General features: G+C 46.3%; 11 protein-coding genes. 1 reads left to right on the forward strand and 10 read right to left on the reverse strand.

Annotated features, from left to right (window positions below):
- From UQ64_RS31780 to UQ64_RS21435, 7 genes are all read right to left on the reverse strand, one after another.
- Positions 1 to 189, reverse strand: a 189-nt coding sequence (locus UQ64_RS31780; RefSeq protein WP_209445866.1) for a hypothetical protein, incomplete at its 3' end; no start/stop codon positions are given.
- A complete protein-coding gene (locus UQ64_RS21410; protein WP_060625485.1) occupies positions 152 to 2,104 on the reverse strand; it encodes an AraC family transcriptional regulator in 1,953 nt (650 codons plus the stop codon). The genes UQ64_RS31780 and UQ64_RS21410, both read right to left, overlap by 38 nt.
- Before the next feature lie 257 nt (positions 2,105 to 2,361).
- Complete coding sequence (locus UQ64_RS21415) at positions 2,362 to 2,778, reverse strand: hypothetical protein (RefSeq protein ID WP_060625486.1); 417 nt, start codon at positions 2,776 to 2,778, stop codon at positions 2,362 to 2,364.
- A 34-nt stretch (positions 2,779 to 2,812) separates the two neighbouring features.
- Positions 2,813 to 4,552, reverse strand: a complete 1,740-nt coding sequence (locus UQ64_RS21420; protein ID WP_060625487.1) for an ABC transporter ATP-binding protein — start codon at positions 4,550 to 4,552, stop codon at positions 2,813 to 2,815.
- Positions 4,549 to 6,330, reverse strand: a complete 1,782-nt coding sequence (locus UQ64_RS21425) for an ABC transporter ATP-binding protein (protein WP_060625677.1) — start codon at positions 6,328 to 6,330, stop codon at positions 4,549 to 4,551. The genes UQ64_RS21420 and UQ64_RS21425 overlap by 4 nt, the downstream gene beginning before the upstream one ends.
- A gap of 170 nt (positions 6,331 to 6,500) precedes the next feature.
- Positions 6,501 to 7,526 carry a helix-turn-helix transcriptional regulator gene (locus UQ64_RS32340; protein WP_060625488.1) on the reverse strand — a complete coding sequence of 342 codons (1,026 nt, stop codon included), beginning with the start codon at positions 7,524 to 7,526 and terminating at the stop codon, positions 6,501 to 6,503.
- Positions 7,527 to 7,785: 259 nt separating this feature from the next.
- The gene (locus tag UQ64_RS21435; RefSeq protein ID WP_060625489.1) at positions 7,786 to 8,100 is read right to left on the reverse strand and encodes a hypothetical protein; all 315 of its coding nucleotides are present in this window, start codon (positions 8,098 to 8,100) and stop codon (positions 7,786 to 7,788) included.
- A gap of 233 nt (positions 8,101 to 8,333) precedes the next feature.
- On the opposite strand from UQ64_RS21435, the gene UQ64_RS21440 reads away from it, so the two are divergent.
- Positions 8,334 to 8,654: a hypothetical protein gene (locus UQ64_RS21440; RefSeq protein ID WP_060625490.1), complete on the forward strand. Its 321-nt coding sequence runs from the start codon at positions 8,334 to 8,336 to the stop codon at positions 8,652 to 8,654.
- 258 nt (positions 8,655 to 8,912) lie between these two features.
- On the opposite strand, the gene UQ64_RS21445 is transcribed toward UQ64_RS21440, so the two are convergent.
- The 3 genes from UQ64_RS21445 to UQ64_RS21455 all read right to left on the reverse strand — a co-directional run bounded on the left by UQ64_RS21445 (position 8,913) and on the right by UQ64_RS21455 (position 13,330).
- Positions 8,913 to 10,646 (reverse strand): family 10 glycosylhydrolase, encoded by a 1,734-nt coding sequence (locus tag UQ64_RS21445; RefSeq protein ID WP_060625491.1) that lies wholly within the window; start codon positions 10,644 to 10,646, stop codon positions 8,913 to 8,915.
- Positions 10,647 to 10,758: 112 nt separating this feature from the next.
- Positions 10,759 to 12,405, reverse strand: coding sequence for an extracellular solute-binding protein (locus UQ64_RS21450; protein WP_060625492.1), 1,647 nt, complete (start codon positions 12,403 to 12,405; stop codon positions 10,759 to 10,761).
- 34 nt (positions 12,406 to 12,439) lie between these two features.
- Positions 12,440 to 13,330 carry a carbohydrate ABC transporter permease gene (locus UQ64_RS21455; protein ID WP_042191442.1) on the reverse strand — a complete coding sequence of 297 codons (891 nt, stop codon included), beginning with the start codon at positions 13,328 to 13,330 and terminating at the stop codon, positions 12,440 to 12,442.
- Positions 13,331 to 13,403 lie beyond the last annotated feature (73 nt).

The raw sequence follows: 13,403 nt of genomic DNA on the forward strand, positions 1-13,403 counted from the left end.
CTGGAGACAACAGCGGCCGGAAGTCCAAATATTCTCCGTAGTTACGACTGACTCCTTAAATGTATGATCTAGAAAGAACTTTTTCAGTGGCCTCCATAATTGGCTTCGTCTTTTGATTTTAATGACTTCAGGTAGATTCAATTCAATAAAGTCATTTGGATGAAGCCAGCTTCGATATTTTGTCCGCAATATCTTCCGCTTGTAACAAGGAGGAGTATGAATCTGCTGCAAAATATTTCTCCATATCAATCTCAATCACTCGATTGTTTTTGACTGCATCCAACATCTTCCATGTGGATGGTAACTTAGGTGGTGCTTTGTCCTTCACTGTAAGGACAATGACATAGTCACCTACATAATCATTTACCGTTTCCCAAGAAACTTCAACACGGCTCATTTCCTTATCAATGATTTCACTTTGAACTTTTGGAGTGGGTTTCATACCCAAAATATCGTAAGTAGCTCTGCCGCCTCTCTCACCCAAATTACCAATGACCATTAAAAATTTCTCTACTGTGATATAATCTACGATTGAAATAGTTGCATCATTTGCAATTGCATTTTTAATTTTATCGCGGGCAGCTATTTTTCGTTTTTCGAAATCTGCCACAAAATGTTTAGCCTCTTCTTCTCGATCAAGAATTTCTCCCATAGCTGTAATCTCTTCTTGAATCGTTGCGTATTTGCTTGTATCAAATAATACGGTCGGTGCGATCTTAGAATAGTTGCTATAGGCATCTTTATTCCATGTGATAATGACGTCTGGCGCTAACTCTAAAACTTTTTCAAAAGAAATACTTCCTTCTGCCCCTATGTCTTGTACCGTCTCATCTAAGAAAGGTTTGAGAAACTGAGAATACTCCAGCTGTGTATTCGATGCTCCAACCGGTATTACCCCAACTGCTAAGACTGGCCCCAAATCCCAATCAACTACAACACGTTGGGGATTGGCTGGAACATTAACATCCCCCATGACCGTTGCTATTTTCCGTAAACCCGTTTTTTCAACGGCCTGATTGGAAGGTGTACTCTGTGTCGGTTCTGCTCCCGGATTGCTATTACGGCTAGTGTTCCCATTTCCGCAAGCTGCAAGTAACAGTGTAAGCACAAGCATTAGCATTAATCCTTTTTTCGTCTCGATCCCCTTTAACATCTGTTTATCCCCTTCAAGTCTCAATTGATAATGATTATCATGATCAATATAACAAGCAGGAGAATATTTGCCCATGGAGGATAAGAACTCTTGCCATGGACTATCTGAAACGATCAAACCTGTCTTCACCTTGTTTTTGTATTGAACTGGCGTCGTCCCAACCTGCTTCTTAAACAGACGGGTAAAATAAAAGACATCACTATAACCTACGTTTACAGCAATCTCCTGTACGGTGGCATCGGTTTGAATCAGTAACTCCTTCGCTTTAGCCATTCTCGTCTGAATTACATATTCAATGGGACTTCTCCCTGTCCGGCGTTTGAACTGCCTCGATAAGTATTGAATGCTATAGTTCCATACTTCTGCCATAGATTCAAGTGAAATAGGCTCATAATAATGTTTGTGAATGTATTGAATGATCTGTTCCACTAAATCTGTTTCTTTAGGGGCAACTCCCTGAAGCTGTAACTGCTGTACAAGTGTATATACGAACTGATAGAACTGGATTTTCGCTTGGAACCGTTCCATAGCCGGTCTGCGATTCCATTCCTCATACATTGATTCCATATGACGATATAACACAACCGGAGAAATAGGTTTACATGCATATTGCAGTTGAAAAGGGTTATTTATATGATAGGATTTCAATATTGATTTACTAGCCTTAGTAGAAATAGTACCTCTATATAAAACGTAATAGTATGTGACATCCTCATGTCCAACCTCGAACCTGATGTTACTTCCTTTTCCCGCATGTAAGACAAAGAATCGTTCTAATTGATACCGATCACCATCCAACCAGACCGCACCTTGCCCTCGCACGACAAATATAAAACTACTAGCTGGGAGTAAATGTTGCTGCTTACTCTGTCTACGGATCACATGTTGGCGAATATCCACCAGTTGAATCCATGAAGTGTCCCATATCTGGATATATTCTTCCCAATTCACTGTTAATCCTCCCAAGTCCAATAGCATGCTAATCCTTTGCAGTTGCAAATCCCTATACAAGCCAAAATCGTAAACGATAACCATTATCATTGTCAAATGATAGGTGACTAGTCAAACCCATTTTAATAGATCAAATCTGAGGCCCCCGGACGCTTAGCATAGAGGAAATTAATGTAACTCGTTGAAAAAGCCCTCTCCACCCTAAAGGGTGAAGAGAGCTTAAACTTGCCGCTTCGAAGATGACATAGCCGGCTATATTAAATTTTCGCACCCGATGTTACTTGAGCCAGTAGTTCCTCCAGCCATCTTACAGCCTCAGCCTCTTTCGCGAAGGCGCCTCCGGGACAACCGTAGGTTCTTTTAGTAGACACTGCCGTAACCGGCTTGTAGAGAACGAGCAAATTAGCGTTCTGAATAACAACCGCGATGCCTGAGCAATATTGAGCAATTTCATGTTTGCTCCGCTTGCACCAGTTCATATACGACTGTGTGACTGCACGCTCCGGACGTGCGTTCTTCTCTGAGGAATGCAGCAAGATCAGACCAAAGGGGGATCGGCGGGAGAGCAGTTCTTCCCAATAAGCGATATATTCCTCTACCGTCTCCTGATCAAAATTCAATCCCAGACTTAGGGTAATAATCGGCCAGTTGGATTCATCCTTTGTGATAGCCATGCGTTTGTCCTCCTAAAAGTGTAATTGGCCTGTCTTATGATGTGATGCGGAATCCAACGGATTGCTGCTGCAGCTTCCAGAGACGGTCGTACAATCCGCCGCGTAGTAGTAAGGCTTCATGCCGTCCCTGCTCAACCAGTCGGCCGTCTTCCAGCACAATAATGTTGTCTGCCCCGCGTATGGTTTTCAGCCTATGGGCGATCACAATAACGGTTCTGCCCGTAATCAGCGCATCTATTCCCTTCTGGATTTCAGCCTCATTCTGCGGGTCCAGCGATGCAGTAGCTTCATCTAGTAATACAATTGGAGCGTTCTTAAGAATCGCGCGAGCAATGGAGATCCGCTGCTTCTCCCCTCCAGAAAGCGTACTGCCACCCTCCCCTACCGGCGTGTTATAACCAAGAGGCAATTTCATAATAAAATCATGGCAGCGGGCCATTTCTGCTGCTTGTTGAATATCCTGTTGCGACGCGCCCGGCCGCCCAAAGGCAATGTTGTTTCCAATAGTATCTTGGAACAGGTACACATCCTGAAACACAACCGACACAGACCCTAGCAAATGTTCTGGATCAATATCTTTAATATTGCGTCCGCCTAGCAGAACACTTCCTTCGTCAGGATCATAGAAACGCGAGATCAGACGCAGCACTGTACTCTTCCCACTGCCGGAGGGACCCACGATCGCGGTCAGTGAGCCTTGCGGCATCTCTATGCTTAATTGTTTGAGAACAGGCTCACCTCCATAACCGAAGGTAACATTGTCAAAGCGAATGGTACTGCTCTCGGGAAGTGGAGCTGTAGTACCCGTCATTACCGGCTGGCGAAGCAGGTCTACGATGCGTTCACCAGCTTGTTCGTTGTAACGGAATTCGGCATAGTTGGCGAGCGCCGTCGTCAGTGGATCATAGATGCGTGTGCCGACAATAAGGAATACCGCCAGCTGCAGAATACCGAGCTCCCCGCCTAACAATAGATGAACACCAACGTATACCATTAATGTCAGACCCGCACGAAGAAGAGCCATAGCCGTTAGAATGACCGGTCCGAATATCCCTTCAAGCTTCACACTTTCCTTCATCAAAGTTCTAAAAGAGCTATCCAGACGGACAAATCGTTCTCCCGTCAGGTTGTAGGCCTTCATCACCCGAATACCATTCAAATATTCCTGTAGCCTGTTCGCAGCGTTCAATTTGGCCTTCATATGATCCGCTCCGAGTCTCCGCCGCAGTCTGCCTGACAGGTACATAATTAGGAGGGCAACCGGCAGCGCCACAAACATGGAAATGGCCATCCGCCAGTCGAGGAACAGTAAACCCGCAAGTGCGAATATCGGCAGCACAAAAGCCCCTGCAAGCTGTGGCAGCAGATGTGAAATCCCTGTCTCAACCAGCGTGAAATCTCCCATCATCATATTGGCCAGATCGCCGGGGTCACGGCGAGTCAGGTAGCCTAACGGAAGCTTACGCAGATGCTCTGCTAATTCCGCCCGTCCCTGCGCCGCAACATTGTAAGCCCCGCGGTATGCAGTGCGGTAAGCGGGAATCTCGCTCAGGAACATCAGTACCATGACAGCAACTAGACCCGCGCAAATCCACCAAAGCCGTTCTATCTGAAGCTCTGCACCCACCGTAATATAAGGAGCAAAAATTAACCGCACCGCCTCAATGACAAGCGCAAACGGAAGCACACTGACTATGTTAGCCAGGAAGGAAAACAACACGGGCTTCAGCAGCTGCTGCGGTTTGCCAGCAGTAATATTGTGCAATACCTTCATAGCTGTTCCCCTCCCTTTTCCATATGCCAATCTCCGGTGCCACTGTAGACATGCCACATTTTTGTGTAAAGTCCGTCGAGATCAATCAAACTATCGTGATCTCCGCGCTCCACGATTTGCCCGTCACGCAGTACCAATATTTGGGCAGCTTCACGAATAGAGGACAGACGGTGGGCAATGACAATAACCGTCTTGCCGCGCATAAGCTCCGTTAGTGCCAACTGCATGTGATGCTCATTTTCCGGGTCGGCAAAAGCAGTCGCTTCGTCGAGTACAAGTACCGGAGCATTTTTGAGGATGGCTCGAGCTACCGCAATTCGTTGCTCCTCACCGCCGGAGAGATAGACGCCACCTTCACCGATTAACGTATCGTATCCCTGCGGAAGCCGAGAGATGAACTCGTCGCATTGTGCAGCTCTTGCTGCAGCCTGTACTTCATCCAGCGTGGCTTCCGGTTTGCCGACGGCAATATTTTCATACAAAGTGTCATAGAACAGGAAGGTCTCCTGAAATACAAAAGCAACTGTGTTCATCAGTTCATGAATCGCCATATAGCGGATATCTACTCCACCGATACGGATAGCACCCTCTTGCGGGTCCCAGAACCGCGGCACCAAGCTGGCCACCGTCGATTTTCCTGAACCTGACGGTCCAACCAGCGCTGTAACCTTCCCTTGTTCTGCCCGGAAAGAAACCTCGCTGAGCGCAGCCGTAGCCCCCTCTTCTTCACTGTAGGAGAAAGTTACGTCCGTAAATTCCACGTCGAAAGCATGCGGTGACAGCGGCATTATTATCTCTGGTACAGGCTGCTGTGCCAAAAGACGATCCATCCGCTCTACGCCTTCGCCGATATCCCGAGTGCTCGAAGCCAGCATAAGCAGCTTATAGAGCGGAGAGGATACGCCAGGTGCCATAATTAGAAAGAACAGCAGCACAAGCGCAAAGGACATGGAATCCGGCTGGCCGCTTAGCATATAGACACCCACCGGTAAAATAAAGGTAAATGAGGAGGCTAGTAATGTTTTGAACAGGACATAGCCTGATTGATAACGATCCGTAAACTCCAGACAATAATCACGGTATCTGGTCATATCACTGTAGAACTTTCTGAAGGAATGCACCGTCTGCCCGAACACCTTCACCGCAGGCATCCCCCGCACATACTGCACTGCCGAAGCATTGATCTGCTCCAAAGAATCATGATACTGCTTCACGCTGGTTTTTCCTTTACCGCTCATCATAAGTGCTGACTGCACAACCATTCCTATGAGGATCGGTAGAAGGCAGGCAACAGCTAATGGCGGACTCAGCCAGAACATCGCCACAATCATCAGCACCGTAGACGCCAGCGCGCTGACCAGATCAGGGAGCTGATGCGCTACGAAATTTTCCACCTTGTCGACATTCTGTTCCAGCGTCTTCTTCACTGCGCCGGTCGAAGTTCCATTCAGGAAGCCGAGCGGCAGTCTGCCCAAATGCTCGGTCATTCGCACACGCAGATTATACTGAATACGAAAAGCCGCAATATGCGAGCACATAATACCGCAATACGAGGTCACCAGACCTCCGATCAAACCTCCGAGTGCAATCCATCCCCAGCGGATCATTGCATCACTGTCAACCTGTCCAGGTGATGAAGCATGACGGAGCAGCTCGGCCAAGATGAAATAAACAGACAAAAATGGTACCAGCATTAACACGGCGCTGACAGATGACAATACGCCAGACAGGATCAGCAGGCCCCGCTTCTCTCCGGCAATCTCTAGCAGTCTCGACATGCCAGTTTTGGTTTTACTCACAGCTGTTCCCCCACTCTTGATAATTACGCACAAAAAAAGTGCACTGAGAATGATTCTCTGTGCACTAGTGTATAAAAACGCTGTTCACGGTTGCTACCGCTTCCGGGATTATAATTAATCAAATCAGGAGCATCTATTTCGATACACGCTTACATCCAAGTTCCTGCAGAACGCTGTCTGCTGCTGATCAAATATTCTCCGGGACGCACACCAAACTTTTTACGAAAAGCTGCGGAGAAATGGCTGACATTCCCGTATCCGACCCTGGAAGCTGCTTCACTTACAGTCATATGTCCTTGTTCCAACAGCTGCTGCGCCCTTTGCATCCGTTGTTCGATCACATAGGCATGGACAGTATAACCGAACATTTCCTTAAAGCCCTTCTTCAATTTGAACTCATTGAGGCAAATAATGCGAGAGAGCCCAGCTAGCGTCGGTGGATGTAAATAATCACGTTGCAGAATTTCCTTGGCTAGTCGCAGGCTCTCCATATCATCTCTAGATAGCTTGACTGAGTGGGAAATCCGATCAGCTTCATATAAAGATTCATTGAGATAGACAGCCATTAGCTCCAGCATTTTCCCCTCCAGATAGAGTTCCCGCATACCCTGACTATAAGAACAATCCGCAATTTGTGACAGAATGAGTCGGATAGATGGTGTGATACCGTTTTTGCAAAAAAACAACCCAGCTCCTCCTCCGGCTTGGAGCCGTGTATCCTCGGTCAGTCCGCTGGTCATCCGCTCAAATTGTGCCGGACTCATATCTATGCTTAGGAATCGGTAACCCGCTCCGCTGAGGTACGTGCAATTCTCATTTCTTACTCCGCCGTGAAGCAGCACACTTTCTCCTGTATCTATGGCAAAATAGTCCTGCTTCAGCGAGGTCCCCCATTCAATTCCATGTCCCATACAGAATATCAGCTCCGTACGAGGTGTTCTAAACTCGCCCTTCGCTTCGATATCCCGATTAAATTGGAGATCAAAATCCGTCATCTGAAGATAACGCTGAGTAAGCAGGCTCCGGCAGCTGCCTTCCCCTAGTTCTACCGGTGGTTTTATCTCAAAGTGGCTCCCATCCAGCTGGTAAGTAAGATTAAACCCTTCGCATCTAAGCGTCTTATGGGCATCAATCGTTTCCTCTTCATTCAGACCATTGATACGCTCCATGCTCATCCCTGCTTCCCCTTACTTTGGATTAATTATATATATATTGAGAATGATTATCAATTGAATGTTATTTTAGCAAATACGCAAACAACAAAAAAAGCCTTCCCACACCCCTAAAGGTGAAGAAGGCTTAAACGCGTCACTTCCGAAGGCACGGCAGCTATATTTTCAGCTCCATAACCATCTGTGAACGGCCTTTAACGTTTAGTTTTTGCATTACATTGGTGGTGGGGGGGAGGTGAAATGCATCCGATTGTTTACCAATTTAAATTGCTAATCCCTCCAATCGTTCAATTAGCATTGGAATCGCTACTTCAATCCAAAACTCCAGACAAACATGCCCACTGGACATACCACCATGACTGTATTTCTCACAATAGATTCGTTTATCTAAATCACCTAAGCTACTTCCTGTTAATTCCTCAAATGCGTATTTGAATATCTCTGCAAACTCCTCACCTGTACATGGATAAGTCACTTCCTGAAAGTACCTCTCTAGCTCATCCCAAAGATATGGATCCCCTCTTAATCCCCACCTTTTTGGTCGCTCATTAAAAATAACTGATACTGTCTTTAGCATTCCCAGCCTCCGCCGCTTTCGAATTGGTCAACTATAACTTAACTCTATGAAACAAGTTAGAATTTCCGATATATCATACTCACTTAATCTGTGTAAACAGTACTACTGTATCATTTTTAACCGCCAATTGTTCCAAATCCAATTATAATGTTCCTGACTATAATTAGATGATTTCAGACTGGCCAATTACTTAAAACTATTTAAAATTCGATTAATATAGGGAGAAGATAAAAATGATATTTTTTTCAGAAAATTCAAAAATACCAGATAAATATGCAGACTTTTTGAATAAGATTGCAACTTTCTTTGGGGAAGAAGAGAATTTTAAAGGTATAGTAAACGACACTATGGAAATCTTAAGACTATCGTTTAAGGATGATATTTCCGATGCAGAATTGTTAAAGCGCGCAAGTCTTAATGGTATCATTAATGATCCGGATATCTTTATGGAAATGATAAGTGACAATCCTGATAAAACCAAAATAAAAACAGTTTATATGGAAGAACTTAATGCTTTGTATTACACGATAAATGACATTTTCAGAACACTATGAGCAAAGAAAGAAGACATTCACCCGTATTTCGGAGATGAATGTCTTCTAACCCAATCTTCTTTGCACTGTGTTCTGCCGATTATATTACATCCTCAGATTCCAAAGTCAGCCGGTATCCGTTCTTTCCCTCCCTGACAGCAAATCCCCAGGCTTCGGCTGCTTTCCAGGCGGTCTAAATACAAATCAAGCCTCTGATATCTTTGCTTTGCCCTTAGAAAATAAAGCGAATGATGATGTATAGTTGTAATTGTATTAGACTTAATCCGTAATCTTCACATTTCCAAACACGGCCTTATTCCTCGAATCATTACCCGGATTGCTGAGCGCTATGCCAATATACACCTTGTGATTCATCGGAATCTGAACAGTTCCGACTGTTTGCCAGTTATTCCCGTTCGTCGAAATAGCCCCTTTGAAGGTATTCCCACTTCTGGTCAGCTTTAGCCATCTTGGAGCCGAGGCAGCCGCAGTATGGTCGGCCATATTGCCCGCGGTATCAACACGATACTGGAAGGTTGCCCCATTCTCGGGGGTAAGCATCATATCTGCGTGCTTCGAATTATGACCCAGCGACTCCCGAATCATAATGCCGGCCTTGGCCCAGCCGTCCAATCGGCTAGTGGAATGCACTTTAACAATAATCTCCGCATTGCCGCTCACAGATTGGTATATATAATTCAGTTGATCTCCATTTCCCCAAATATCCGTAGAGCTGCTGCTGAGTGTAAATTGCTTATTGGATGAATTGTAGGTAACGTTCCCCGGCATGGAACCGATATTTCGAGCCTTCCAGCCTGCTGGTAATTGTGCCGGATAGTCTTGTTCTACCGGAGGCGTCCAGCCTGGCGTCGGCCAGGTTTCACGTTCCTTGATATTGGCCAACTCATCTTCTGGCCAGGCCCCGTAAGCAAAGAACGACAGGCGCTTAACCCCCGGATAATTCTCGCGGATTCCCTTGTAAATCTCCTGATATTGATCATCAGTCCAGTCATTATCCAGTGTGGCTACAATCTCCACGTCACTGCCGCTGATCCGGTCGCTCGTATCCTTCAGGATTCCGTAGGAAGTGCTGTATACCCAATCACTGTTGAACTCCCAGTCATCAAAGTACGCCATCGGTGCAACAAAGTCGATATCATCCTTAAATTTGGCTACATTCTGTCCAACCTCAATGAATTCTGGCGGCAAAATATACACGCCGAGCTGCACATCCGGCTTCGAGGACTGGGTGATATCCTGACGGATATCGCCCACATACTGTCCAATTTGATCGGTCCTCCATTCATTCCACTGCTCACGCTGAGGTGAGTCCGTCTCGAAGTCAATGCTGAGCGGTGAATACCCGAACTGAGCCTGATACTTCGCAACCGTGTAATCACTGACGTCCATGTTGTAATTGTCGAAGCGAATCCAGTCTAGCACAACACCGTCAACATCATAATTCTCGATCACTTCCTGAATGATGGAACGCTCATACTGCTGCACTTCATGGTGAATCGGATTAACGAAGTATTCGTTGCCGTTAGAACCTGTAAACGGAATCTGAACCCCATTAACCAGCGCCTGCATCTGCCATTCATCGTGAGCCAGGAAGGCCTGCTGATCATGGAACTGGGGAATCCAGGCATGAACCTTGATTCCTGCAGCATGGGCTGCCGTAATAACAGCCTGCAGGGCATCGAAATTCTGATAGCCTTGGGCAATCGGAGCAATATCACTCTGATAAAATACACTTCCGGACGGAACCTCATCATCTTCATCCTGCTTCACGTTCATGCTGATGACATCGACACCGTAGCTTGTGGACAGCTGGATGAAATTCTGGACATCCACCGTGTTCTTAAACTGGTTTACGGTCCGTACAATAACTTCCGTTTCGAAAGGGGGATTCGTCTCCTCCACGGCCATAACCGGAACGGAACCACCCGCTATCGAAGAAACCAACACAAAGCTTAACACTGCTATGAACCTCGATCTCAACGCAAATGCCATAATCTCGCCTCCACAAGTATAATCGCCTTTAGCGTCCTTCCAAGGACGGTAAGCGTTTAAACGAGAAATATACTATATTTTTTAATAGTCTTATTTAACCTTTAAACAAGAATTATTTCGTCACGTTGATTTTCTTGACATTCTCCTGCCATTTTTCGGTTCTAAATTCCAGCAGCTTATCCAGCCCCGCTTTTCGGGTGTTCTTTTTGGCTGTTTCCAGTGCCGACAATACCTCTTCATCCGACTTCGCCTGGACCATCTGGGCGTAAGCAAGGGTATAAATATCCCCGACATTCTGTGCGATGATGCCTATCTCCGTATCCGGAAGCGGATCGGTATTCACAAATTCCGTAATGTCCAGCGCGGTTTTCCAGGTCACCGTGGACTGCGCCACTGTCTCCCATGATTTCTGGTTCGCGGAAAGCAGCGCCTCGAGGCTCATTTTCGCTGTATCAATAAAGGTTGTATTTCCCGCCCAGTTAAAGTCTTCGAATTTTCTCATCGTTTCCGTACGCTCGTTAGCAGGAGTCGTCTTGTATTTCTCGTTCGGAATTGGTGCTCCGTCCGCGTCCTCCTCATCCCAGTACAAACCTTTAGGACCGAAGAAAAGTACCTTCTGACCCTCCGGACCCGTGATCCAGTCAAAGTAAGCGAAGATGGCCTCCGGATCCTCGGCCTTTTTCGTAATGACATTGACGTTCCAACCCAGCGTCTCGAAACCGCTTACAAACACTTTCGTTTTGTCTAGCCCGGCTTTATGAATCGGCCAAATAATTTCATAACCGCTGTCCGGATTGCTCGCTGTCAGTGCCCGGTGTCCCTCAGCGCCATACGTAGTGATATTGGATTCGACCATGACCGCTACCCGGCTGGTATTGACCTTTTCTTTGACCGCATCTTGGGTTTGCTGCAGTGCATCCTGCGTAATCAGCCGTTCACGATATAGCTTATTGATATACAGCACCATCTCCTCATAAGCGGGATCGTCCAAGATAGATGACAGCTTGTCGCCGTCCGGATGTCCCATGAGTGAAATGAACTTACTGGTGGAGTTCTCCCTAAAACCGCCATACATAATTTCCAGACCTGCCCCCTTCTCACCAACCTCCAGAGGTACTACATCCGGATACTTTTCTTGCACCATGAGCAAATATTGATACAAATCATCAAAGGTCTCCAGTGCCGGTCTGCCGAGTTCGTTATAAATTTCTTTATTCACCATCCATCCGCCGTTGCCGAATTGCCCGGATGTATACCAGTTCGGGATTTGATAGATTTTCCCGTCATCTGAACGGAGCAAATTCAGGGTGGATTCCTTCACATATTTCTTGAAGTTTGGATACTTGTCATAGTAATCATCCAGCGCAACGAGTTGCCCTGCCTGCACCAGCCGTTCCACTGAGGATCCCCGGTCAGTAAAGATGACATCCGGTAAATCACCGCCGACGATCATCGTGTTGAGCTTTTCTCCGGCCGCTCCTCCGGATTGTATCGGTTCAACTGTAACCTTACGGTTCTCCTGAATCCATTTTGTCGCCTCATTATCCCCCCATGGTGATGTCGTAAGCCAGTCGTAATTTCCATAGAAGCTGAAGGTGACGGGCTTGATCCCGCTGCCGTCATCAGTGGCGACCTCGGTATTCAGATTTTTCTCGCTTGTGTTTGGTGAAGTGTTAGAATTCCCCCCTCCGCTACAGGCAGTGAGAAGAAGCACCAGCGAAGTCAGCAGAAGCGATACCCATTTCATACGATTGCCCATTCTTTTCCCTTCTTTCTACATAATATGGAGACTGCTATTCTTTCAATGAACCGATCATTACGCCCTTAACAAAGTACTTTTGGAGAAAAGGGTACGTCAGGATAATCGGAATAGTAGCGATCATCATCGTAGCCATAGTCAGTGACTTCGTGGTAATCGTCCGATTTCGGTTCATATGATCCAGCGCGATAGCATTCGATGAGCCAATTTGGGTCATAATGTTGGAGTTCATAACCTGCCGCAGCAGAGTCTGTATAGGAAGCAGTTCGTCCTTCGTAATATAGATCGCTCCCGTAAACCAGTCGTTCCAGTAACCAACCGCAGTAAATAAAGCAATCGTGGCCAGCACCGGACCGGAGACGGGAATAACGATTCGGAAGAAAATGCCGTAGTTACTGCAACCATCGATTTTGGCCGATTCCTCCAACCCCTCCGGCAAAGCGTTGAAGAAGGTGCGGATGACAATCATGTTCCAGACGCTGATGATGCCGGGGATAATCAGAACCCAAAAGGTGTCCAGCATACCCAAAGAGCGAACTAGTAAATAACTAGGGATGAGCCCTCCACTGAAGAACATCGTAATCATGAAGAACACCATATATTGTTTTCGAAAAAGCAATGTTTTCTTGGACATTCCGTAAGCTAACAGGGCCGTGAAGAAGACGGACAATGCCGTGCCGCCGAGCGTTCTAAGAATAGTGATCAGAAAAGAATTCAGCAGGCGATGATCCTGAAACACAATATAATAATTTTCCAGGGTAAATGCTCTCGGTAACAAGGTTACACCGCCGAGCGCCGTATCGCTCCCTAGATTAAAAGAAATGACCAGCGCGTTCCAAAATGGGTACAGCATAAGTAGCGCCAGCAGCGTCAAAAGGATATAAATAGTCCGCTGCATGATTTTGTCGCCTAGGCTTAGTCTCATTGTTCACCTCTCCTAAAAGGTTTATGGAGCATTACTTACAGTCGATACATCCCAATAAAACTTGCATCGGAAG

The sequence above is a fragment of the Paenibacillus etheri genome, assembly GCF_001012825.1.
Taxonomy (GTDB): Bacteria; Bacillota; Bacilli; order Paenibacillales; family Paenibacillaceae; genus Paenibacillus_AQ; species Paenibacillus_AQ etheri.

What these genes read in the sequence shown, in the direction of transcription:
- UQ64_RS21415 (WP_060625486.1), bottom strand. Translation starts at nt 2,778, where the DNA reads ATGGCTATCACAAAGGATGAATCCAACTGGCCGATTATTACCCTAAGT.
- UQ64_RS21420 (WP_060625487.1), bottom strand. Translation starts at nt 4,552, where the DNA reads ATGAAGGTATTGCACAATATTACTGCTGGCAAACCGCAGCAGCTGCTG.
- UQ64_RS21425 (WP_060625677.1), bottom strand. Translation starts at nt 6,330, where the DNA reads ATGTCGAGACTGCTAGAGATTGCCGGAGAGAAGCGGGGCCTGCTGATC.
- UQ64_RS32340 (WP_060625488.1), bottom strand. Translation starts at nt 7,526, where the DNA reads ATGAGCATGGAGCGTATCAATGGTCTGAATGAAGAGGAAACGATTGAT.
- UQ64_RS21435 (WP_060625489.1), bottom strand. Translation starts at nt 8,100, where the DNA reads ATGCTAAAGACAGTATCAGTTATTTTTAATGAGCGACCAAAAAGGTGG.
- UQ64_RS21440 (WP_060625490.1), top strand. Translation starts at nt 8,334, where the DNA reads ATGATATTTTTTTCAGAAAATTCAAAAATACCAGATAAATATGCAGAC.
- UQ64_RS21445 (WP_060625491.1), bottom strand. Translation starts at nt 10,646, where the DNA reads ATGGCATTTGCGTTGAGATCGAGGTTCATAGCAGTGTTAAGCTTTGTG.
- UQ64_RS21450 (WP_060625492.1), bottom strand. Translation starts at nt 12,405, where the DNA reads ATGGGCAATCGTATGAAATGGGTATCGCTTCTGCTGACTTCGCTGGTG.
- UQ64_RS21455 (WP_042191442.1), bottom strand. Translation starts at nt 13,330, where the DNA reads ATGAGACTAAGCCTAGGCGACAAAATCATGCAGCGGACTATTTATATC.